The sequence below is a fragment of the Polyangium sorediatum genome (assembly GCF_029946465.1).
In the GTDB taxonomy this organism is placed as follows: domain Bacteria; phylum Myxococcota_A; class Polyangia; order Polyangiales; family Polyangiaceae; genus Polyangium; species Polyangium fumosum.
This window is the reverse complement of record NZ_JARZHI010000034.1, coordinates 1-22,416: the sequence shown is the minus strand read 5'-3', so window position 1 is coordinate 22,416 and position 22,416 is coordinate 1. Positions and strand designations below refer to the sequence as shown.

At 70.2% G+C, this 22,416-nt stretch carries 21 protein-coding genes and 1 tRNA gene; 9 read left to right on the top strand and 13 right to left on the bottom strand.

Features of this window, described 5'->3' with window-relative positions:
• Positions 1-10 precede the first annotated feature (10 nt).
• Complete coding sequence (locus tag QHF89_RS30155) at positions 11-1,495, top strand: serine/threonine protein kinase (protein WP_136970855.1); 1,485 nt, start codon at positions 11-13, stop codon at positions 1,493-1,495.
• Between the two features lie 65 nt (positions 1,496-1,560).
• Here QHF89_RS30155 and QHF89_RS30150 read toward each other — a convergent pair whose 3' ends face one another.
• Positions 1,561-2,598: a hypothetical protein gene (locus QHF89_RS30150; protein WP_136970856.1), complete on the bottom strand. Its 1,038-nt coding sequence runs from the start codon at positions 2,596-2,598 to the stop codon at positions 1,561-1,563.
• A 125-nt stretch (positions 2,599-2,723) separates the two neighbouring features.
• Here QHF89_RS30150 and QHF89_RS30145 point away from each other — a divergent pair, with 125 nt between their 5' ends.
• From QHF89_RS30145 to QHF89_RS30135, 3 genes are all read left to right on the top strand, one after another.
• Positions 2,724-4,175, top strand: coding sequence for an alpha,alpha-trehalose-phosphate synthase (UDP-forming) (locus tag QHF89_RS30145; protein WP_136970857.1), 1,452 nt, complete (start codon positions 2,724-2,726; stop codon positions 4,173-4,175).
• A 93-nt stretch (positions 4,176-4,268) separates the two neighbouring features.
• The gene (locus QHF89_RS30140; RefSeq protein ID WP_136970858.1) at positions 4,269-4,724 is read left to right on the top strand and encodes a hypothetical protein; all 456 of its coding nucleotides are present in this window, start codon (positions 4,269-4,271) and stop codon (positions 4,722-4,724) included.
• A gap of 147 nt (positions 4,725-4,871) precedes the next feature.
• On the top strand, positions 4,872-5,129 hold the full coding sequence (locus QHF89_RS30135; protein ID WP_136970859.1) for a GlsB/YeaQ/YmgE family stress response membrane protein: 258 nt from the start codon (positions 4,872-4,874) through the stop codon (positions 5,127-5,129).
• Between the two features lie 70 nt (positions 5,130-5,199).
• On the opposite strand, the gene QHF89_RS30130 is transcribed toward QHF89_RS30135, so the two are convergent.
• The 3 genes from QHF89_RS30130 to QHF89_RS30120 all read right to left on the bottom strand — a co-directional run bounded on the left by QHF89_RS30130 (position 5,200) and on the right by QHF89_RS30120 (position 8,688).
• Complete coding sequence (locus QHF89_RS30130; RefSeq protein ID WP_284721106.1) at positions 5,200-6,675, bottom strand: serine/threonine-protein kinase; 1,476 nt, start codon at positions 6,673-6,675, stop codon at positions 5,200-5,202.
• 261 nt (positions 6,676-6,936) lie between these two features.
• Complete coding sequence (locus QHF89_RS30125) at positions 6,937-8,346, bottom strand: oligosaccharide flippase family protein (protein ID WP_284721105.1); 1,410 nt, start codon at positions 8,344-8,346, stop codon at positions 6,937-6,939.
• Between the two features lie 269 nt (positions 8,347-8,615).
• Positions 8,616-8,688, bottom strand: a tRNA-Gly gene (locus QHF89_RS30120).
• 158 nt (positions 8,689-8,846) lie between these two features.
• On the opposite strand from QHF89_RS30120, the gene QHF89_RS30115 reads away from it, so the two are divergent.
• On the top strand, positions 8,847-10,187 hold the full coding sequence (locus QHF89_RS30115; RefSeq protein ID WP_136970862.1) for a hypothetical protein: 1,341 nt from the start codon (positions 8,847-8,849) through the stop codon (positions 10,185-10,187).
• Here QHF89_RS30115 and QHF89_RS30110 read toward each other — a convergent pair.
• On the bottom strand, positions 10,184-10,660 hold the full coding sequence (locus QHF89_RS30110) for a hypothetical protein (RefSeq protein ID WP_136970863.1): 477 nt from the start codon (positions 10,658-10,660) through the stop codon (positions 10,184-10,186). The two genes, QHF89_RS30115 and QHF89_RS30110, sit on opposite strands and share 4 nt — an antisense overlap.
• A gap of 232 nt (positions 10,661-10,892) precedes the next feature.
• On the opposite strand from QHF89_RS30110, the gene QHF89_RS30105 reads away from it, so the two are divergent.
• Positions 10,893-11,138: a hypothetical protein gene (locus QHF89_RS30105; protein ID WP_136934658.1), complete on the top strand. Its 246-nt coding sequence runs from the start codon at positions 10,893-10,895 to the stop codon at positions 11,136-11,138.
• Here QHF89_RS30105 and QHF89_RS30100 read toward each other — a convergent pair.
• From QHF89_RS30100 to QHF89_RS30065, 8 genes are all read right to left on the bottom strand, one after another.
• On the bottom strand, positions 11,135-11,491 hold the full coding sequence (locus tag QHF89_RS30100; RefSeq protein WP_136970864.1) for a hypothetical protein: 357 nt from the start codon (positions 11,489-11,491) through the stop codon (positions 11,135-11,137). The genes QHF89_RS30105 and QHF89_RS30100 overlap by 4 nt on opposite strands.
• A gap of 44 nt (positions 11,492-11,535) precedes the next feature.
• Positions 11,536-12,162: a sterol desaturase family protein gene (locus QHF89_RS30095; RefSeq protein WP_136970865.1), complete on the bottom strand. Its 627-nt coding sequence runs from the start codon at positions 12,160-12,162 to the stop codon at positions 11,536-11,538.
• A 254-nt stretch (positions 12,163-12,416) separates the two neighbouring features.
• Positions 12,417-13,613 (bottom strand): iron-containing alcohol dehydrogenase, encoded by a 1,197-nt coding sequence (locus QHF89_RS30090; RefSeq protein ID WP_136970866.1) that lies wholly within the window; start codon positions 13,611-13,613, stop codon positions 12,417-12,419.
• A gap of 21 nt (positions 13,614-13,634) precedes the next feature.
• Positions 13,635-14,996, bottom strand: coding sequence for a glutamine synthetase family protein (locus tag QHF89_RS30085; RefSeq protein WP_136970867.1), 1,362 nt, complete (start codon positions 14,994-14,996; stop codon positions 13,635-13,637).
• A gap of 60 nt (positions 14,997-15,056) precedes the next feature.
• Complete coding sequence (locus QHF89_RS30080) at positions 15,057-16,019, bottom strand: GGDEF domain-containing protein (RefSeq protein ID WP_136970868.1); 963 nt, start codon at positions 16,017-16,019, stop codon at positions 15,057-15,059.
• A 56-nt stretch (positions 16,020-16,075) separates the two neighbouring features.
• Positions 16,076-17,179, bottom strand: coding sequence for an alpha/beta hydrolase family protein (locus tag QHF89_RS30075; protein ID WP_136970869.1), 1,104 nt, complete (start codon positions 17,177-17,179; stop codon positions 16,076-16,078).
• 385 nt (positions 17,180-17,564) lie between these two features.
• On the bottom strand, positions 17,565-18,086 hold the full coding sequence (locus QHF89_RS30070; RefSeq protein ID WP_136970870.1) for a hypothetical protein: 522 nt from the start codon (positions 18,084-18,086) through the stop codon (positions 17,565-17,567).
• 3 nt (positions 18,087-18,089) lie between these two features.
• Positions 18,090-19,433: an AAA family ATPase gene (locus QHF89_RS30065; RefSeq protein ID WP_136970871.1), complete on the bottom strand. Its 1,344-nt coding sequence runs from the start codon at positions 19,431-19,433 to the stop codon at positions 18,090-18,092.
• A 147-nt stretch (positions 19,434-19,580) separates the two neighbouring features.
• On the opposite strand from QHF89_RS30065, the gene QHF89_RS30060 reads away from it, so the two are divergent.
• From QHF89_RS30060 to QHF89_RS30050, 3 genes are all read left to right on the top strand, one after another.
• Positions 19,581-19,805: a hypothetical protein gene (locus QHF89_RS30060; RefSeq protein ID WP_136970872.1), complete on the top strand. Its 225-nt coding sequence runs from the start codon at positions 19,581-19,583 to the stop codon at positions 19,803-19,805.
• A gap of 127 nt (positions 19,806-19,932) precedes the next feature.
• Positions 19,933-21,498, top strand: a complete 1,566-nt coding sequence (locus QHF89_RS30055) for a serine/threonine-protein kinase (RefSeq protein WP_136970873.1) — start codon at positions 19,933-19,935, stop codon at positions 21,496-21,498.
• 17 nt (positions 21,499-21,515) lie between these two features.
• Positions 21,516-22,265 carry an ABC transporter ATP-binding protein gene (locus tag QHF89_RS30050; RefSeq protein ID WP_136970874.1) on the top strand — a complete coding sequence of 250 codons (750 nt, stop codon included), beginning with the start codon at positions 21,516-21,518 and terminating at the stop codon, positions 22,263-22,265.
• The last annotated feature ends 151 nt before the right edge of the window (positions 22,266-22,416 follow it).

Below are 22,416 nucleotides of genomic sequence, written 5' to 3'. Positions count from 1 at the left end.
CGATGATCCGATGACGCTCACCCCCGGCCAAGTCATCGACGACAAGTACCGCATCGTCCGTCTCCTCGGCACGGGAGGGATGGGCGCGGTCTTCGAGGGCGAGAACACGCGGATCAAGCGCCGCGTCGCCATCAAGGTCCTGCACGCGAGCGTCTCCGGCTCGGGCGAGACCGTCGCGCGGTTCGAGCGCGAAGCGCAGGCTGCGGGGCGCATCGGCTCGGAGCACATCTGCGAGGTGCTCGACCTCGGCGTTCTCCCCGACCAGTCGCGCTACATGGTCATGGAGTACCTCGACGGCGAGACCTTGAGCGCGCGGATCAAGCGCTCCGGCCGTCTCGCGCCGGCGCAGAGCATCCCGCTCATGGCGCAGGTCCTCGATGCGCTCGACGCCGCGCACGCCGCGGGGATCATTCATCGGGATCTCAAGCCCGACAACATCTTCATCTTGCCGAACAAGGCGGGCCGCGCCGACTTCATCAAGATCCTCGACTTCGGCGTCTCGAAGTTCTCGCAGCTCGGCGGCGAAGAGATGAACGTGACGCGGGCCGGCTCCGTCGTCGGCACGCCGTACTACATGTCGCCCGAGCAAGCGCGCGGCATGGCCGTCGTCGACGCGCGCAGCGACATCTATGCGCTCGGCGTCGTGCTCTACCAGGCGACGACGGGACAGGTCCCCTTCCGCGCCGAGACCTTCAACGAGCTGCTCTTCAAGATCGCGCTCGAGCTCCCGCCTCCGCCGCAGCAGTTCGTCCCGGACCTCGATCCCGAGTTCTCCCTGATCATCCAGCGCGCCATGGCCCGCGAGCAGGTGCACCGCTTCCAGTCGTGCGCCGAGTTCAAGGAGACGCTCCTCGCCTGGCAAGCCGCGCGTGGTGGACAAAGCATCCCCCCCGGCGCGCGTCTGGCGACGCAACCGCCTGGCGCGCTCGTCGCCCCGGGCCCGCTGACGGCGACGCCGCTGCCCGGCGTGATCCCGGGCGTCGGGATGACGACGCAGCCGCCCGGCGTGCCCGGCATGGGCACGACCGGACAAACCGGCGCCTCGCTCGACGGCTCGCAAGGCACGGCGAACGCGTGGGGCCACACCTCTGGCGCGGCCACGCCGAAGCCTTCCCGCGCGGGCGCGGTCGTGGGCGGGCTCGTCGGGCTCGTCTTGCTCTCGGGCCTCGGCGTCGCCGGGTACCTGATGCTCGGCAAGAAAGACTCGACGCAAGCCGGAGGCTCGATCCCATCGGCGAGCGTCGCCCCGCCCGTCCCGACGACCGCGGCCACGCCGGCCCCGCCGCCGCCGACGAGCGCCGCGGACGTCGACCCCACGCCGCCGGACGCAAAGACAGCGGAGCCCGCCGCGAGCGCGGCGCCGACCACGACCACCTCGACCGCGCCGCTCGGGACCCCATCCACGAAGCTCGGCGGCCCTCTCCCCAAGCCCTCCGCGACGTCGACGAACAAGCCGAACAAGGGCGGAACGACGGGCGGCGACTTCGGGTACTGAACGACTCGGAAAACCAGCGCCCCTCACCCCTCTCCGCTGGGAGAGGGGCCGGGGGGTGAGGTCGCTCAGAACCGACCGACGAGCCCAGCGCCGTTCGGCGCGACGTACGGCACGACGCTCGCGCCTGCGGGTTTGTCCTGCTTGCCCCCGATCAGGAACAACGCGACGCCGGCGCCGGCCAGCGCCGCGCCTGCCGCGAAGCCCACGATCGCGCCCGTCCCGCGCGAGGCTGCCGCCTCGTCCAGCGCCGTGATGTTCGCCTGTTGGTCCGTGGGACACGGCTTCGGACAGGCTTTGAACGCCGCGTCCGCATCGCCCGACTTGCTCACGAACATCACCGTGAAGATCGTCCCGGCGATGATCCCCGCGCCGCCGAGGCCCATGCCCGCGATGCCCACGTACTTCAGCGGGCTCGTGCCTTGCGGCTTCTCCGGGCCCGTCGGCCCGCTGCCCCCGCCGGTTTGTCCACTGCCGTCCGGCAACGCTGCGCCCGCTGTCGGCGCCTCCACTTCGAGCGACACTTCTTTCTTCTCGCCGTCGCCGAGCGAGACATCTTGCGTGACGGGGCTTCGTCCGGCCGCGGTCGCGGTCACCACGTGTTTGCCCGGATCGATCGGCCGGTGCACACCGATGAGCGCGGACGTGACGCCCTGCTCGTCGAGCTTGACCGTCACCTTCGACGGATCGGCCGCGCCTGGACCGGTGAGCACGATGCGCAGCGAGCCGATGCGGGGCTCGATCGCAGTGAGTTCGGTCCTCGCGTCCTCCTGGGCTCGCTTGAACGCGGCGGGCGCGCTCGCGGGCAACTCCTCGCGGATGATCTTGAGGAACGACTCGCGCGCGGCGACCAGCTTGCCGAGACCCACCTGCCCGCGCCCGATGAGGAGCAGGTGCGGCGGCGCGTGGATGATCGCCTCGGCGCGACCGAGGAGATCGATCGCTTCGGCGTAGTCCTTCTTTTGCAGGGCCTCGGCGCCTTGTTGCGCCAGGGAGCGCGCGGCCGCCTTCTCCTCGGCCGTCTGCGAGGAAGCTGTCCTCGGCGAAAGGAGCGCGAGCGCGACGGTGGCGGCGGCGGCGAGCGGAGCGAGACGATGGAGGCGCACGGGACGTAATCTCCTCGAACTCCGACCCTACCACACGAGCAGGCGCATCGAGCAAATCCCGCGCCGCGCGGCGCTTCGACCGCGAGACCGCCCACGACGGCATTGCTTTCGCATGGGCAGATCTCATGAAAACCCGCTCCCCCCGCCTGGTCATCGTGAGCGCGCGGGCGCCGTTCGTGCGTACGCCGAACGGGATCGTCCGCGCGCCAGGCGGCTTGATCTCCGCGCTCCTGCCGCTCATGCGCAGGTCACGCGGCACCTGGATCGCGGCGGGCGCCGACCGGGACGCTTGCGAAGCGAGCGAGCTACCCTTCCGCGTTCGTGCCCTCTCCCTCCCTTCGGAGACCCGCGCGGCCTGGTATGCAGGCGCCTCGAACGGCGCGCTCTGGCCGCTCTCGCACGGCTTCGTCGAGGTGTGTCGTTTCCGCGCCGAGCAGGCACGCGCTTACTTCGAGGTGTGCCGCGCGGCCGCGGAGGTCGCTGCCGAGCACGCGCCTCCGGGCGCTGTCGTGTGGATCCACGACTACCAGCTCGCGCTCGTCCCTGCCCTGCTCCGGGCGCGCAGGCCTGACCTCACGATCGGCTTCTTCTGGCACATCCCCTGGCCCGTCGCCGAGAACCTGCGTGTGCTGCCCTGGGCCTCCGAGCTCGTCGAGGGGCTGCTCGGCGCGGATCTCGTGGGCCTGCACGTGCCGCGGTACGTGCGTGCCTTCCGCGACACGCTCGACGAGCTCGGCGTCGCGCACGTGAACGAAGAGGAAGGCATCGTCGTCCCGCGAGGCGCGCGTCACGCGCGGATCGAAGCGTGGCCGATCGGCATCGACGTCGAGGGTTGGGCCTCGCTCGGGCGCGACGAGACCGTGGCCGCGGAGGCCGCGCACATCACCTCGGAGCTCGGCGGCGGCCGCGTGCTGCTCTCGGTCGATCGCATGGACTACGCGAAGGGCATCGTCGAGCGGCTCGAAGCCTTCGAGCGGCTGCTCGAGCAGAGCTCCGAGGTCCGTGAGCGCGTCACGCTCGTGCAGATCGGCGTGCCGAGCCGCGAGACGGTGGCGGCGTATCGTGACCTCCGGCAGCGGATCGAGGCCACGGTCGGCCGCATCCAGGGCCGCTTCGGCGGACCTCGGAGAAAGCCCGTGCACCTCTTCGCGCGGACCTTGGACGCGCACGAACTCGCCGCGTATTACCTCGCGGCCGACGCCGCGATCGTCACGCCGAAGCGCGACGGCATGAACCTCGTCGCCTTCGAGTACATCGCCACGCGGCCGAGGCCGAACGGCCGGCTCTTGCTGAGCATGACCGCGGGCGCGGCCGACGTGCTCCCCGAGGCGCACCTCGTCAACCCCTACGACGAAGAGGGACTCGGCTCGGCGATCGGGCACGTGGCCCTCGCGCCGGAGACGGCGAGCGACAGCACGCGGATGGCCGCGTTGAAGGCCAGGGTCTCCCGGCTCTCCGTCGAAACGTGGGCCTCGGGCTTCCTCGCGCGGCTCGAACAGGTAACGCAGGAGCACGCACCTGCGCAGGCACAGGAGACTCGCCTCGCTGCGTCCGTGCGTGTCACACGCGCGCGCTGACGAGGTCCCTCGTGCGCATCGTGCGCAGACGGAGCCGCCGTGATCGGGACGCACGAGGCGGATGGCACCGGACGTGCTGAACCCTCGGACCTCATGTCCAGCACAACACACGCATCATCGAATTCCGGCTCGGAGGGCAAGGACCCCGGGCGAACCGGCGCGACACGATCCCCCGTGGAGGGCCAGGTGATCCCCTCGGTGGGGCACGTGTTCCGTTGCCCCCAGTGCAGCCGCGTCTTCCTCGTCGTGGCCGCGGACGGCGCGACGGCCGCGCCGCGATGCGCGTGCGGCGCCGAGCTCGTCACCAGTACGTTGCCGGCGGGCGCGCACGAGATCCAGATGCGCGCGCATGCCAAGCGACGAAGCTCGTCGCGCCGCGCGCGCACGCGTGGCGATGCGATCGATCAAGGCTACGGCTCCTCGCACGGCTACGGCCCTGGGCATGGTGGGCCCACGAGCCCGGGGGACGCACCTGCGTGCGGGACAGAGAACACGCCCCCTTGTGATGCGGCGCCTTTGGAAAGCAGGGTGGATCCGGAAAAACCCTGAGATTCGTATTGCCGCGATGGCGTGCACGCTCTGCCCGGCACGCAGGCTGCATAGGGGGAATGCGGGCGGACGTCCTCGCGGCGCTACCCCGCCTGCGCGGCACGACGTGTGCGCCGCGCGTGCCGCGCGAGAGGAAGGTAGGAGAGCATGTCGATTCTGCTCTGGATTCTGTTTGGCCTTGTCGTAGGCGTCATCGCGAAGCTCCTGACGCCGGGTCGCGAGCCCGGGGGGTTCATCATCACGGTGTTGCTCGGCATCGGCGGATCGCTCCTGGGCGGCTTCCTCGGACGCGCGCTCGGGATCTACACGTCGTACCAGTCGACCGGTGGCTTCATCATGTCGATCATCGGCGCGATCCTGCTTCTCGCGATCTACAACATCGCCACGAGCCGTCGTACCGCCTAGATCCGCGTCGCCAGCGTGCGTGGATCGGAGGCGCGCCCCGCCGCGGGAGGAGTCCTGCGCGGGGCGCGTTTCATTCGTTTGTGCACGAAGCGTTCCCGTCGAGATCGATCTGCGACGTCCGATGCATCGTCCTCGATCCCGGGGCCGCGTCGCGCGCCCGATCCACGCCCTCGGGCGGCGTGCTGCCGCGCGCGGCCGCCGCGACGAGCAGGCCCATCACGAACGCGACCACGAGCGGCACGATACGCGGCGAGAACGCGCGGTGCCGGAGCAGCGGCGGGGCTGCGACGATCGTCGCGGCCTCGTCGACCTGCAAAGGCACCTCGGGCCGCGTCGCGTCGCACCGCGCGCTCGTCGCGGCGACGATCTCGCCCGGCTCGCGTGTCAGGATCCGTGCGCGCCGCACCCCTTCGGGCCGCGTGTCCTCCGCGGGGGGCTCCTCGATCGGCGCCGACCTCGCGGGCGACGTCACCAACGGAGGCGCCATCGGCTCCCGCCATGTATCCGGCGCGCTCACTTGTTCGCCCTCGTACACCTCGCGCGCGAGCTCGGCGAGCTCCGCCAGCGCTGCCGGACCGCCTTCGACCGAGAGCGCGGACCCCGCTGCGCGGAGCGCCTGCTCCATCGCCGCCGCGCTCTCGAACCGGTCGCGCGGATCCTGCGCGAGCGCGCGCTGCACCACCGCTTCGAGCGCGGGTGGGCAGTCCCATCGCAGCGCCGCGAGCGGCGGGATCTCGGCGTCGAGCGCTTGCCGGATCATCTCCACGTCCGCGCCGCGCCGGAAGAGCGGGCGCCCCGTCAGCATCTCGAAGAGCACCACGCCGAGCGCATACACGTCGCCGCGCGCGTCGAGCGGCTGCCCGCGCAGATGTTCCGGCGCGATGTACCCCATTTTCCCCTTCACCAGACCGGGCGCCGTGTCGCGCGGCACGTGCGCGCTCGTCGTCTTCGCCACGCCGAAATCGATCAGCTTGATCTCGCCGTCGACGGACACGAGGATGTTCTGCGGGCTCACGTCGCGATGGACGAGTCCGATCGGCACGCCGTCGTCGTCCTTCAGCGCGTGGGCGTGCGCGAGCGCGCGCGCGGCCGCGGCGCCTACCTCGATCACCACGCCGAACGAGAACGATCGACCGGTCGCCTGCAGCGCGCGCCCGAGCGTCGCGAGATCGGGGCCACGCACGTGCTCGAGCACCAGGTGATCCCGTCCTCGGTGCGACACGAAATCGTAGAACCGCACGATGTTCGGATGGCGGAGGCGCGCCGAGATCCACGCCTCCCACGCGAACATCTTCACCACCGCCGGCGCTGCGCGGAACTCGTCGCGCAGCCGCTTCACGACCACCGTGTGCTCGGTGGCGTAGAGCCCTCGCCGCCGCGCGAGGAAGACCTCTGCCATCCCGCCGCTGCCGAGCTGCGCGACGAGCTCGTAGCCCCCGGCGCCCATCGGCAGCCGCTCCGGCAAGCTCCCGCGTGAACTTGCCCTCGACGCGGGGAAGGGCCACCTCGCCGAGAGCGGCGCCGCCGTGCGCGATCGCCTGTCCATCGTGCGTGCTCGGCTCGGACCGCGATCGCGCCTCCGCCTTGGTCGCACCTTGAACTCCCCCCCCTCCGCCACGAGAGCATCATGGCGCAAGCTCCCTCGCTCGCCAGCGTCATTCGTAGGCTCGCTTGCTCGATCCAAACGTGAGAACGAGGCGGGACGGCGCGCGATGTTCGGGGTGCTGCGCGCGCCGTCCGCGGGGCGCATCTCGCGCGAAGAGCACGCGCGTTTCACGCGAACGAAGTCCGTCCGCGCCTCCGCGCCTCACGTCGCTGCGGCTTCTCGGTTCTTCTCCGGTTTGCGCCGCGCGAGCGCGCGGACCTCTGCGATCGTCACCACGCGGAGCGCGAGGAGCAGCCCCGCGTGCGTGATCGCGCCTGCGATCACCGCGGCCCAGAGCCCCAGCGTCTTCAGCGCGACGAGCGCGACGAAACTCATGACCACCGTCGCGAGCGTGGCGCCGCCGAGCCGCCCGATCGGCGCTTCGCGCACGTACCGCAGCACGAGGATCCCCGTCGCGAAGAGCGTGCCCACGGACGTCACGAGCGCCGCGAATGCCGCTCCGAGCGCGCCGTGTCGCGGCACGAGCCACATGTCGAGCACGACGTTCGCCACGAGCGCCGGACCGAGCACCGCGCCGAGATGTCGTTCGCGCTTCGACGCGAGCAGCGGCAGCGCCGCGACCTGGAACGCGAACGTCGCCGGCACGTGCCATGCGAGCACCCGGAGCACGTCCGACGTCCCTGCGAAGTCGCGCCCCTCGTACACGAGCGCGACCACGTCCGGCGCCACGAGGCTCACGCCCGTGGCGAGCGGGAGCCCGAGCGCCGTCGCCACCACGAGCGCCGTTCGAAAGAGCTTCACGAAGCCTGCCTGATCGTGCGCGTAGAGCCGCATCCCGGCCGCGAACGCGGCGCCGAGCACGAGATCGGAGATCAGCTCGAGCTGCTCGATGAGCACCCACGCCGCGCTGAACACGCCGACCGCCGCCTCGCCGTCGAGCCAGCGCAGGATCACGCGATCGGCCTGCCGGATCACGCCGAGCAGCGCGCCGATGAGCCCGAGCGGGATGCTCTTCTTCGCGATGGCCACGAGCTCGCCGAGGCCCACTTCGAGCCTCGGCTGATAGAGCCGCTTGCGCAGGAAGTGGTACGTCAGCACGAGCTCGATCGCGTTGCCGAGCGCGAGCGCGCCTGCCGCCGCGAGCACGCCGAAGCCCGACGCGACGAGCGCCACCGAGAGCCCGATCACGAAGAGCCGCGCGCCGAGCTCGACGTACAGGATGTACTGGAAGCGCTCGTGCGCTTCGAAGCTCAGCCACATCGTCGTGTAGAGGATCGTGGCGAGCTGCGACGCGGCCGCGATCACCACGAGCGTCGCGCCCTCCCCCGCGCGTGTCGCCAGCGTGAACAACGTCGCGCAGAGCAGCGTCGTCGTGCCCATCGCGCCGCGCACGACGAGCGCCGCGCCGAGGTGCCTCGGCCCGAGCTCCGGCGTCACCGCGATCTCGCGCGCGAGATATCCGCGCACCCCCAGGCCGGCGACCACGGCGGCCATCGATGTGATCGCCAGCGACGCCTGCAGCTCCCCCCACGCGGCCACGCCCAGCCTTCGCGCCAGGTAGCCCACGTAGACGATGCTCAGGACGGCCATGATGGCCTGCTTTGCGATCATCAAGGCGGCGTTCCACGCCACCCTTTGTCCCTGGTGCATCCTGCGCGCCCCCGCTCCGCGACAGCGGACTGACGCTTCGATGCTCGAGGTCCTCGCGCGTCGTGCGAGCGCTCGGGCTTGTCCGAGCGGGCTCCGCGGGCTGCCGCGCGGCTCCGCTCGCGACGCTTGGGGAACGCCCTCTCAGGAGCACAAAAGCAGCGTGGCGGCCGGAGCCGCCACGTTTGCTGCTTGCGGGGTGTTTTCCCAGAACACCACGACTTCTGCTTCGGAGCGGGACACGAGGCTCGAACTCGCGACCCTCAGCTTGGGAAGCTGATGCTCTACCAACTGAGCTAGTCCCGCGAACTGCGAACGCATGTCTAGCCAATCCCGCGGCGCTTGGCAAGACCCTGCGCGCTCGCAACGTTTCCGCCCCGGCCGATGACCGGATGCCCGGTCACCTCCTCGATCCCACGCGCCCGAGCCCCCCGCGCCGTTCCGACCTGTATTACCTTCGCTCCGTGCCTCCCGCTCGTCTCCGTTTTCTCGCGGCAGCGCTGTTCGTCCCCTCCCTCGCCCTCGCGACCGCGAGCTGCGGCGGTCCCCAGGTTCCTCCTGGCGGCACGCCTGCGCTGAGCGCCGACGTCGAGTGCCCGGATCCGATCGGAACGATCCCGCGGGAGAGCTGCGCCGAGATCGCCGACGACTTCGGCTCCTTCGACGTCTCGAGCTCCCTCAAGCTCGCCGGCGCGAGCCGCGGCGCCGAGGTTCGTATCGAGGCGATCCGCGCCGCCGCCGATCTGGCGGCCAAGCTCAAGGAGCGCCGCGTCGCCCTCTGCGAGTCGTACAACACGTGCAAGACGAAACCCGCCGAGCACGCGGCCGAGGATCAACGCCTCGCGGGCCTCATGAAGGAGCTCATCGATCTCTGGGACGCGCGCAAGTTCCTGAACGCGGATGACGTCGTCCGCTTCCGCGTGGGCGTCACGAAGATCGCGGGCAAGCTCGACGGGACGACCGCGGTCCCGAGCGCAGAGGGCGGCGCGCCGACCGTGGTTAAACCTGCGAAGAAGACCGTGCGCGGCGAGGCGCTCGCGCGGATCGAGGGCGCGGGGCTCAAGTTCGCCGCGTCCGATGGCAACGTCACGATCACCTCCACGGCCGCGGGCACGCACGACGCGCTGCGCGCCGCCGCCGAGGAGTTGCGCGGCGGCGGCGGTCGGATGCGCGTGCGTATCTTCGGCTCGTACACGCCTTCGGCGGCGCCGCTCATCGCGGCCGGCGACGAGCTCGCGATCCGCTTCAAGTACCGCGCGACGCAGGCGGGCGAGCTCCACGTCGCGCTCCGCTCCCTTGAAGACCCCGACGCCGTCGAGAGCACGATCGTCTTCCGCGTCGCCGCCGGCACGGGCACCGAGAGCACGACGCTCACTGCCGCGCCCGGATCGAGCGGGTTTTACGTGGGCATCGGCGCGCGCGGCGCGGGCAACGTCGAGTTCGACGACGTCGAGCTCGTGCGCCAGAGCGCCGTCATCGCCGCGGCCCGCGCCGAGTCGGCGAGCGAGCCGCACCTCGTGTCGAGCTGCAGCACGAACAAGAAGAAGCCGCTCGCCGGCAAGGCCTCGTTCCTCTGCGAGTCAGGCGACGGGGACAAACTCGTCCTCGGCCAGCCCAAGGGCCACCTCTACCTCGCGCTCAAGACGCCCGCGGGCGAACGCGCCAGGATCCGCACCCTCTCGCTCGAAGGTGGCCGCAGCCTCGACCTGAATGGGAAGGAAGACACCGAGCTCGTCATCGGGCTCGATGGACCGGGCTCGACCACGATCCAGTCCATCGAGCTCCTGCCGGTCGGCGGGGATTAGGTCTCGTTCGCCGCGGGCCGCTCGCGCTCCGTCATCGGCGGGAGCGTCTTGGCGCGCGTGCGGCTCGGGGAGGCCACGGGCGCCGCTTCCTTTTTGAGGAACACGAGCACGCTCGTCGGATCTGCCTCGGGCACGATCCAGGGCAAACTGCGCAGCTCCAGGTCCTCCGCCGGCAGCCACCGCAGGCTCCGCGTGATCAAGACGACCTGCTGACCGCGCCGCATGAGCTCCTTGGCGAGCCTCGCCCCGCCGCGCGGCGCCGGCGGCAGATCCAGACAAACGAGGCAGAGATCGAAGGGCCCGCCCTTCGCCCACGAGCGCGCCGCCTCCACGGAGTACGCCTCGACCAGCTCCACATCCTCGATCAGCGGCTCGAGCCCCTGGACCAGCGCGTCACACGTCGAGAGCCGCGGATCTCTCGCCACCAGGATCCTGCGGCTCCGCGGCCCGACGTCGGTTCGTGCATCGATCATCGTCGCTCGGAACCCCTCAAGTGCCCCCATATTCCCACCCCTCCCGAGAAGCGACCGACTTCAGGGCCGAGCGTACCCTCCTTCGACACCCGAGGGCTACGCCCGATGCGCCCCGCGCCGCCCCCGAACCCCCTTGAGCCATTTTTCGTCAGGCCTTATAAGCGCCCCGGGCGAATCACCGGCCGAGCCGAGGTCCCGCACGTCCGGGGCGGCTCACCGACGCAGGAGATCCATGAGCCAGTTCAGCGTGCAGAGCCGATGCGAGTGCCAGGCGATCCTTCTTGCGACGCTCGACGAGAAACATCACGTCGTCGCCGGCACGGCGTCGCGCGGGCGAGCGCGGGAAGTCGCGCCGGCCCACAGCATCGGGGCCTCGGGTGAGCGCTTCGACATCGGGTGGGCCTGCCCCTTTTGCGGCCGCAACACCCTCCGCTCGTTCCACGTAGGCGCCTTGCGCCCCGTCCGCGCTGCGTCTTAACGCGCTGAAAGCTCCGCTTCGAGCAGCCGCGCCGTCACCGCCGCGCGCGGCGCCTCCCCGGCCCGCTGCCGCAGCCAGCGTGCGTGCGTGAGCGCCTTTGCCGCCTCGCCGTGGTGACCTTCCTTCGACAGAAGCGCGCCGAGCAGCGTGAACGTTCGCGCGCGCCACTCGTCCTGCGAGCACGCCTGCCGCAGGAGCACGATCGCGCTGCGCATATCGCCGCGCCGACGTGACTTCCGCGCCCGGTCGATCAACCCCTCGACCACATCGAGCGCCCCGTCGGGCCGATGCTCCGTCCGGCCTTCGCGAACGCCCGCGCGTGCGCGCGCGCTGCGACCACCTCTCCGGCTCATGGCGGGCCTCCAGCAGGGCCCGTTCCAGCCGCCGGCGTGGCCGTTCAGGGGGATTTCATCGTCCCGAACACGTAGTCCCAGAGCGGCGACGACACGCCCCAGCGCGCGTGGGCGCCGGTGTGGTGGTGGATCATGTGGTGGCGCTTGATCCACTTGCCCCAGCGCGAGCTCATCCGGAAGTGGTGGATCGCGTAGTGCGTCCCGTCGTACGCGAGGTAGCCGAGCCCGAAGCCCACGAAGAGCGGATCCACGAGCGCAGGTCCCACGATCGCGCGGAAGAGCACGTAAAACACCAGGCCGAACGGGATGCTCGCCCCGAGCGGGAACACGAGCCGATCCGCGTCCTGCGGAAAGTCGTGGTGCACGCCGTGCAGGACGAAATGCACGCGCCGTTGCCAGAGCCGTGGCCCCACGTAGTGGAAGACCCAGCGGTGCAGCACGTACTCGGCGAGCGTCCACACGAACAGGCCGAGGAAGCCGAGCGACAAACCGATGACGAGCCCGACGCCGTTCTCGTAGGCACGGAACGCGAGGTAACCGTAGACCGGGAGCCAGAACAGGAACGGCGTCGCCGGGTGGATGCGGGAAAACCGCTCGATGAGCGGGGTTTCGAACATCCGGCAGGTGGCCGGTTTCGACGATCCGATGCGATCCGGGGCCGTGGCTACCATCGACCCGACACCTAACGCATTCCGGAAAGAACCGCCAGAGTACGCAAGGGACGCAAACCTTGGCGAACCGAGACCTGGACCACGTTTCCAACGCCTCCGAGCCAGCGCGCGAGGAGGTTCGAGGCGCGCGGACGATGCGGCGGCGAATCAAGAAACGATTTCGGGAGCTTGTACTGCGGAGTCGAGGTACGACGCGAGGGATGCGGACCCCGAAACATTCTTCGCGTCCCGCCTGAGGGGCGCGGGGCAAAGCTTCAGAAAGAGGCCTCGTAGAGCGCGCGGAGGTCGTCCCGGGTGCAGGGCCGCGGGTTCGACGTGTGGCAGGCGTCCTGGAAGGCGAGATCGGCGAGGCGGTCGAGGTTCTCGCGGGGCACGCCCGCCTGCGAGAGGCTCCCCGGCAAGCCGAGCCGATCGCGCAGCCGGCGCACGGACTCGACGCAACCGGCCGGGCTCGCCTCGCCGCCGAGCAGGACCGAGACCTCCGCGAGCCGCGCCCCCGCGACCTGGAGGTTCGGGGGCGTGGCTCTGCTTGCCAGAGCAGAGTCCCCCTGCGCCAGACCCGCGTTGAACGCGCAGACCGCCGGGAGGCAGAGCGCGTTCGCGAGCCCGTGGTGCGTCCCGTGCTCGCTCGACAGCGGATGCGCGAGCGAGTGGCACGCGCCGAGCCCCTTCTGGAACGCGACCGCGCCCATCATCGCGGCCTTCATCATCCCGCCGCGCGCTTCGAGGTCGCCGCCGTGCTTCACCGCCCGCTCCAGGTACCGCCCGACGTGCCGGATCCCTTCGAGCGCGATGCCGTCCGCCATCGGGTGATCCCCCTTCGCCACGTACGCCTCCAGGCAGTGCGTGAGCGCGTCGATGCCCGTCGCGGCCGTCAGGAACGCTGGCATCGAGCGCGTGAGCTCGGGATCGAGGATCGCCACGTTCGCGAGCAGGTGCGGCGAGAAGATCACGGTCTTCCGGTGATTCGCGTCGAGCGTCACCACGCCCGAGCGCCCGACCTCGCTGCCCGTGCCCGCTGTCGTGGGCAGCGCGAGCATCGGCGGCACGTTCGCCGTGATGTGCTGGTCGCCGCCGATCGCGTCGTCGTACTCGGCGAGCGGCCGGTGGTGGTGGATGCCGAGGCGCACGAGCTTGCCCACGTCGAGCGGCGATCCGCCGCCGATCGCGATCACGAGATCCGCGCCCGACGACCGGAATGCGCGCACGCCCTCGTGCACGTTCGCCTCGATCGGGTTGCCGAGCACGCCGTCGAAGACCGTCCACTTGATCCCCGCCTCGCGCAGCGACGCCTCGATCGGCGCGAGCAGCCCCGCGCCGACGACCCCCCTGTCCGTCACGACGAGCGCGTGCTTGCTGCCGAGCCGCTTGGCCTCGGCGCCCGCCTGCTTCGCGGCACCGGCCCCGAACACGATCCGCGTCGGAAAACTCCAGATCGACAGTTGTCCCATGCGTTTGCCGCCTTCGTCCTGTCAGATGGCCTCGAAATACCGCGCGAGCTCCCAGTCCGTGACCGCGCGCTCGTACTGACGCACCTCCCACTGCCGGGTGCGCACGTAGTGATCGACGAACCCGTCGCCGAGGATCTTCCGCATGCGCTGGCTCTCCGCGAGCAGCGCCGTGGCCTCGGCCAGCGTACGCGGCAGCCGATCGCGCCCCTCGCCGCCCTCGCCCGCGTTGCCCGTGATCGGCGCGTCGGGCTCGATCGCGTTCTCGATGCCGTGGATCCCGGCGCCGAGCGTCGCCGCCATCGCGATGTACGGGTTGATGTCGGCCGCCCCTTGCCGCACCTCGACCCGCGCGGCCTTCGTCCCGGCGCCCACGATCCGCAGCGCCGTCGTGCGGTTCTCGATGCCCCACGTCGCCGTGAGCGGCGCCCACACGCCGGGCACGTAGCGCTTGTATGCGTTGATCGTCGGCGACACGAGCGCCGTCATCTCCCGCATGCACGCGAGCTGCCCGCCGATGTAGTGCCGCATCGACCTCGAGATCCCGCCCTCGGACGGCGGCCCCTGGAACACGTTCTCCCCGTCCTTCCAGAGGCTCTGGTGCAGGTGGCCGGACGAGCCCGGCAGGCTCGCGCTCCACTTCGCCATGAACGTCACGCTGAGCCCGTGCTCGTAGGCGATCTGCTTCATCGCGACCTTGAACAGCGCCGCCTTGTCCGCCGCGCGCAGGGCGTCGTCGTACCGGATCGCCGCCTCGTACACGCCCGGCCCCGTCTCCGTGTGCAGCCCTTCGAGCTCGATGTCGAAGGCGCGCATCCCGTCGTAGATCGCGGCCATCAGATCCTTGTGCTGGCCCTCGCGCACCCACGAGTAGCCGAACATCCCCGGCGAGAGCGATTCGAGCTTCTGGAACCGCTTTTCGTGGAGCGACGCGGGCGTCTCCTTGAACAGAAAGAACTCGTACTCGGCCGAGAGCTTCGCCTGGTAGCCGAGCGACGCCGCGTGCGTGATCACGCGCTTGAGCGCCGAGCGTGGACACGCCGGGTGCGCGCCGCCCTCCGCGTCGCGGAAGTCCGCGAGCATCGCCACGGTGCCGGGCTCCCACGGCACGAGCCGCCTCGTGGAAGGATCGAGCACGGCGTGCGCGTCGGGGTAGCCCGTGTGCCAGCCGGTCACCCGCGCGTTGTCGTAGAGGACGTCGCCGATGTCCCAACCGAAGATGACGTCACAGAACCCGAACCCGCACGACAGCGCCGAGCGCAGCTTCTCCATCGACACGTACTTCCCGCGAAGCACGCCATCGACGTCGAACCCGCCGATCTTCGCACGTCGAACCCCCCGTCCTTCGAGCTCCCCCAAGAGCTCGTCGTACGACGCTCCACCCATGCCCCCACCCCCGCCGCAGTTCGTACCACAGCTTCGCGGCAGGCGCGGGGCGCTACGGGCTCATTCGACGCGCTCCGGAGGTTCGACGGCGACGCTCTCGAGGTCGCTCTTCACGTTTGTCCCGCCAAGATCCACGAGGATCGCCCCGGGCCCGCGGCGCTTGGCTGCGTCGAGGGCAGCCGTGGCGCGGCCGAGTACGTCCGCGGCGCTGTCGGCCGAAGGTGGCCTCCACACGGCCACGCCGACGCTCAGCGTGATCCCGTACCCCGCGTCCTTCGCGGCGGCGGCCATGTGCGCCGCGGCCCGCGTGAGCACGCTCTTCACGGCGGCGTGGTCCACGCAGGGCAAGAGCAACACGAAGTCGTCTTCGCCCCACCGCGCGACCACGTCGTACTGCCGTCGCGACGCGCGCATCGCCTCGCCGAGCAGCCGGAGGAGCGCGTCGCCCTTCTCCCTGCCGTGCGCCTCGTTCACCACGCCCATGCCATCGACGTCCACACGCGCGACGGCGTACGAGTCCCACACGCGTTGCGCGCGTCGATGCTCGCGCTCGCACTCCTCCTCGAAGCGACGCCGGTTCGAGAGCCCCGTCAGCGTGTCGACCCGCGACACCTCGTCGAGCTTGCGCGCCATCGCCGCCGACGCGCTCTGATCACGCACGACGTCGATCCGCCCCACCACCACGCCGCCCTTCACGACGGGCGCGCTCGTCCACACGAACGTGCGCGCCGGCGGCCCCGTGATCTCCAGCGGATCGATCTCCACGCGCGTTGGCGAGAGCGCGCTGCCTTCGAGCACCGAGAGCGGCCCTGCGAGATCGGGCGCGTCCTGCCGGATCCGCCCGAGCAAGTGCGCGCGTCCTTGCCCCACGCACGATCCCGGATCGAGCCCGAGCAGCGCGGCGGCGCGGCGCCCGGCGGCGCGGCACACGAGCCCTTCGTCGAACACGAGCACCGCCTCGTCGAGGACGTCGAGCAGCGTTTCGAGCGCGAGGTCCAGGGGGTTCGTCGATCGCAACGACATCGCGTTCGAAAGGTACCACCCGGAGCTCGGTCCGGCGCAACTTCGAGGCTCTGGGATCAGGGCGCGACGGAGAGCGTGCGTCGCGACAGGAACCGGAGCAGGTCCTCCTCGCGCCCCTTGGGCCAGCGCCGGTGGAGCGCGGTCCCGACGATCTTCGTGCACTTCTTGTCGATCGCGCACGACGGCTCCTCGGCGTTCGCCGCGCCGAGGCGGAGCCCGGTCGTCTCGGCCGCGATCGCGTCGCGCGCGCGCAGCCAGCGCTCGACCGAGGCGCAAGGCGCGATCTGATCACACGCCCGGTACATCACGAACGCGGGCGGCGGCGGACCCGGGCACGACCACGCGGCGCGCGGCGCGTCACTGCCGTACGTGGCGAACGCCGCGACCCGATCGGCGCGCATCATCGCGTACGTCGCGGCCATGTGCCCCCCGTGCCCGGCGCCGACGGCGTAGAGCCTGCGCCGATCGACGTGTCCACGCGCCGCGAGCACCGACACGAAGTGATCCGTGGTCGCGACGTCGACGTTGTCCTCGCCGGTGTAGTCGACGTCGAACATCGCGCCCTCGCGGTTGCCGTGCAGGGCGCGGCCTTGCGGGGAGAGCACGATAAAGCCCGCGTGCGCCGGGTCGCCCGTCAGATCGAAGCGGGCGGCGAGCTTGCGCAGGGAGGTCTCCTTGTCGACGCTGCGCGGGTTGTCGCCGGCATCATGAAAAAAGACGAGGAGCGGCAAGGGCGCACGCGTCTCGATGCCCTTGGGCGTGATGACGCACGCGTAGCGCGGCGCGCCAGCGGCGTCCTTCCACTCCAGCACCTCGGCGCCGGGACAGGGCGGCCTCCCGAGCGTGCGCTTGATGTCGCGATCGGGCAGCCCGTCGACCGCGACGCAGCTCCCTTCGGTGGGCGGGCGCGTCACGGGCTTGGCCGCGGCCGACGCCGTCATGGAGGGCACCGGCGCGGCCCCGCCGTCCTTGCGCCCTCCATCTTTGGCGCTCGCGTCGCTCGCCGTGGCGTCGGCGGCTCCCGCGTCGCGATCGAAGACGCCGTGCAGATCTCCGCCGTCTACATCGGAGGAAGGAAGCGAGCACCCCGCGCCGACGAGTGATACGAGAGCGAGCGGCGCGGCGAGAGCGAGCGCGCAGGCGAAAATCCGGAGCCGCACGGGCGACACTCTAGCCAAGAAGCGCGCTTCGCGAAGCGTCAACGCACCGCGAAACGGAGCAACGCGCGTTCCGAACAAGGGGAACGTGCCGGGATCCAGAGCCGGCCGCGTTGCGACGCGGAGGAATCGTCGTCGCATCGGACGCGGAAGCGGTTGCGAGATGTGGGAATGCTTCGGGATCGGCATCCGCGAGCGTTGCGAGATTTGGCAACGCTCCTTCCTTCGGAGGTGGGCACGTTGAGAAAAAGGGGAACGCGCTCCGCTGCGGATCCGCGAGCGTTGCGAAGAGGAGGGACGCGCCCCGCTTCGGATCCGGGAGCGTTCCGAGAAAGGGGAACGCGCGTTGCGACGAAGGGGGGCGCGTTCCCACGTCGGGGAGGCAGGTTCAGACGGAGGGCAGGCTTTCAAGCCATGCGATCGCCTCGCTCCAGGAGAACAGGCGGCGGGATTCACGGAGCACCTTCCACTCCTCGCCGCTGTCGTGGGTGATGGCGCATGCGGAAACCTCCTCCTCCACCATGAGAGCGATGAGCCAGTCGGTGGTCATCGGCATGTCGCCCGGGAGGACTTCGAAGCCCAGACTCCGCATGCCCCCGAGCGTCCGCTGCTTGGCCTCCTCCCACCCGCCGCTCGTCGGGTAGCGCGCATACAGCGTATCCGCCCAGCCCGCGGCGAGCGCCTGGTCGAGCTCGAGCCGAGAGACCTCGATGCCGAGCTGGGCGAGGAGGTCGTCGAAGAGCTGAGACGAGAAGGCCTCGCCCTTCTCCACCCGCATCTGGCGCCGCCGCTCCAGGTAGACCTGCGGGTGAATGACGATGGTGACGCCCTTCTTGCGCGCGAGCGGCAGCAGCAAGCGCAGCTTCTTCGCGCTGCGCGCGCAGTTCGTGTCGATCCAGAGGCGAAGCACGGGCTACTCCTCGGCGTCGTCGCCAGGAAATCCGAGGGCTTGGTCGAGCTCCTCCGTTTTCCAGGCCTCCCAGTGTCCGGCAGGCTTGGAGCGTACGAACCAGAGGTAGCCGCCGGCCTGAAGCCCGAGGTCGTCGAGCATCACCTTCGGCAGCTTCGTGTAGCCCTCGGGGGTCACCCACTGATCCTCGGCCCCGCTCCTTCGTGCACGCTCGCGAAGCTCGTCGTGCGCTTCGGAGGGCTGCCGCACGACCGTGGTCCCTCCCTCCGGCGCGCGGCGGAAGCGGATGACCTCCGGGCCATCGAACATCGGGACGTGGCTCTCCAGGATGATCTGGTCGACGAGCCCGCTCCGCACCTGCTCGCGCAAGACGTCGCGCAGGAGCTCCTGATAGCTCGGATCCAGGCTGATCTCCGGCTCCTCGATGGCCACGATGGCCGCGCGCGACGTGAGCACCGCGGCGCAGATCGCGACCACCTGCTGTTCGCCCGAGCTGAGCTCCGAGACGCGGAGGATCTGCTTGCGGCGAAGCTCGAAGCGCAGGTCGGCGTCTCCGTCGGGCAGGCGCACGACGTTGACCTCGCGGCCGGACAGCGTCTTGAAGCGCGAGAGGAGAAGCGTGAACGCGCGCCATCGCTCGGTGTCCGCGGGGTCGAGGGAGTTCGCGAGCTCGAGCAGGCGGGCGGCCAGCTCGGAGGACAGCGGGGACGCGGGCGCATCGACCTGCCGCCTTTCGTCGCTCGGGTACCGATACGCGCGGCGGCGCGCATCGAACCGAAAGAGGGGCCGGCTCCCCGGACCCATCGGGGCATCGAGCCGACCGAGGGTCGACGCGAGCTGCTGTTCTTGAAGGGGGCTCAGCCCCTTCTCCTTCGCTGCTTCGGCCGTGGCCTTCTTCGCGGACATGGGCATCTCGGTTTCTCTCCCTGCCCACGCTCCATCGACACGAAGGGCCACGTGGTTGCCTACTTGCGTGAAGATCGCCGAAAATTTTTGCCCATCGGCCAGATGAACGTCGATCTGGAGCGGATCGCGGATGCCCGGCGGCCAGTCCCGATGCGAGACGATGAGCCCCGATGCGTCCTCGAGCTGCTCCCATCCGCGCAGGATGCTGTCCGTGTCACTCTCGCGACGCGCCACCATCCAGAAACCAAGCGCCCGAAAGAACAACTCCAGCGCCGCCAGCGCGTTCGACTTGCCGCTCCCGTTCCCCCCATGGAAGACCGCGACCTCGTCCGCCACGCCTCCCGCGGACGCGAGCGGGATCGCGGTCGGACCCTGGAACGTGCGGAAGTTCTGCACGACGAGCCGGGAGATGCGGAGCGAGGGCGTGGTGCGGGGAGTCACGTGGGAACCTCAGCAATGGCCGGAGGCTGGGTCAAGAGACAACGCCCCACCGCCGCCGCCCCCCCCACCCTCCGCGCCCTCGATCGCGAAATCGCCCACCCCCCACCTTGAAAGCACAGGCTGACTGGCTAGGTTCCCTCGACCCTCATGGACCTCTTCGACGGCATCCTCGGCGCCCTTCTCCTGGCTCTCGTGGCTTTCCAGACCTGGCTCACGATCCGGGTGTTCAAGAGCCGTCTCTTCGAGCGCAAGCAGAAGATCCTCCAGGCCCAGCTCATCTGGCTCCTGCCCATCCTCGGCGCCGGGCTCGTCTTCACGATCCTCATCGAAGAAGAGCGCTCCAACAAGCCGCCCCCCACCCAGCTCTCCTGAGCCGCCTGGCAACTCCAAAGACCACCCTCCCGCCACCCGCACGATCCGCCCTCGGATCGCCCCCACCGTAACGACCACCCCCGGCTCATGTTGAGTGCCGCTGGCCTTCGGCGTTAAGGTGGCGCCGATGTCCATCACGCCCGGTACACTCCGAGCCGAGTTGGAGGCGCGTCGAGCCTCCGGACGCACCTTCGATCTGAGAGAGTCGCTCTCCGTCCTCGTGCCGCTCTGCACAGAAATCCAGGAGCTACATCGCGAGGGCAAAGCGCTCTTCGTTCACCCCTCCGCCATCCTCTACACAGGCTCCGCCGTCAGCCTGCTCGAGGACAAGGCCGAGGGACTCCCCGTGCTCCCGTCCGATCGCGCCTGCATCGCGCCCGAGTCTCGCAAGGGCACGCCCGGCGACGCGCGCGCGAGCGTCTTCAGCATCGGATCCATCCTCTACGAGATGCTCACCGGCGGCAGCGTTGGTCCGGGCATGAAGCGGCCCACGGACGTCGTGCCCGACCTGCCCGCCTCGCTCGAGATGATCCTCGGCAAGGCCCTCGTCGCCGACGCAAAGCACCGCCCCGCCGATCTCGGCGCACTCGCGCAGGCCCTGCACAACGTCGCGCCCGGCGCCTCCATCGCGCCGCCGCCCACGGACGCAGGCCTCGACGACGGCGTCGAGGTCGACGTCGCGATGTCCCTCATCCCGCCCGCCACGACGACCGGCGGCGTCGCCATCCCCGCCGCGCCGAGAGCCCCCAACATCCCCGGCGCGCCCGCCGTCCAAGCACGTCCCGCCGCGCCGGTGAACGATGGTCCCTTCCCCATCGCCGTCGTGAAGGCGCCCGAGGTGCGCAACGCGAACGATCCCACCCAGCGTCTCGCCGATCTCAAGGCCGCGCTCGAGTCCGATCCACGCCCGCGTTACGTGGTCATCAAGGACGGGATGGATCACGGGCCGTTCAGCGCCGTCGAGGTGCTGCAGCAGATCGCCACGGGCAACTTCCTCGGCGAGAACCCGCTGCGCGACTCGATCCTGAACGAGGAGCGGTTCATCAAGGACTGGGAGCAGTTTGCCCCGTACGCCGAGCAGGCGAAGCTGAACCGCGACATCAAGCAGGAGAAGAAGAACCTCGAAGCCGTCGTCGTCGCCGAGCGCAAGGGCACGCAGTACAAGGCGCTCATCGGCCTCGCCGTGATCGGCGTGCTCGGCGCAGGTTTCGCCGGATGGCTGCTCAGCGTGCGCGGCAGCAAGAACGAGACGAAAGAGGTCCAAGGCGACAGCGTCGTCGCCGTGGAGGTCGACGCCGGGCTCGGCAAGGGCAAAGGCGGCCCCGTAGGCGGCGGCGCCGTGGGCGGAGGCGGCGGCGGCAAGTACCCCGTGCTCGGCGGCGGCATGAGCTGCGAGGGCGCGCGCTCGAAGTACATCGAGGACTACAGCAAGGACGCGCCGCCCGATCTCAGCGCAGGCTCGTTCGGCAACGTGCTGAACCGCGGCAACTACCTCAACTCATGCAGCGTGCCCCCCTCGACCGAGGTGAGCATCTGCGCGGCGGTCCAGAACGGCCGCGCCGTCGGCGTGACCGTGACGTCGAAGCCCTCGAACCCGGGCATCAACTCGTGTGTCGCCGGCCAGGTGCGCGCGCTCTCCTTCCCGGCGCACCCGCGTCTCGACGTGACGCACACGACGTTCGCCGCAAACTAGCCCCGCGCGGCCGTCCCATGACCGAGCCGCTCATCCGCATCGAAGACATCACGAAGCGCTTCGGCGCGCGGACCGTGCTCCGCGGCGTGAATCTCTCCATCCCACGTGGCTGTCTGTACGGGCTCATCGGCCCCGGCGCCTCGGGCAAGAGCGTGTTGCTCAAGCTCATCACAGGGCTCTACCGGCCCGACGCAGGGCGCATCCTCGTCGAGGGAGAGGACGTGCACCAGATGAGCGATCTCGAGCTGCAGAAGTTCCGCCTGCGGTTCGGGATGTTGTTCCAGAACAACGCGCTCTTCGACTACATGACGGTGGGCGAGAACATCGCGTTCCCGCTGCGCCGGCTCTTCAACCTCCGCGACGAGGAGGTCGTCGAGCGCGTCACCGAGAGGCTGCGCGTGGTGTCCCTCCCCGGCTTCGAAGATCGTTTGCCCGCAGGTCTCTCGGGCGGCCAAAAGAAACGCGTGGGCGTGGCGCGAGCGACGATCACGAAAGCAGAGATCGTGCTCTACGACGAGCCCGCAGCAGGCCTCGATCCCGTGACGTCCCAGCGAATCTTCGAGCTGCTCCGCGACGAGCAACGCGCCGCAGGAGCCACCGTCGTGATGGTGTCGAGTGATCTCGATCGGCTCCTCACCGTGACCGATCGCGTCGGCATGCTCTACCGCGGTCGACTCGTCTTCGACGGCACGACCGAGGAAGCCAAGACGAGCGAAGACCCCTACGTCCGGCAGTTCGTCCACGGGTTGACCGAGGGTCCCCTGTGAGCAGGTTTTGCTGAGCGTGGGTTTCTGCCTGGGGGCGCGGAGCTGGGGCGTTGCCCCAGGCCCCACCAGGGGTTGTCCACCCCTGGACCCGGACCAGCGAGGCGCTGGACCCGGGGTCGATGAACTGCGCGATGCGCAGTTCATCGAACAG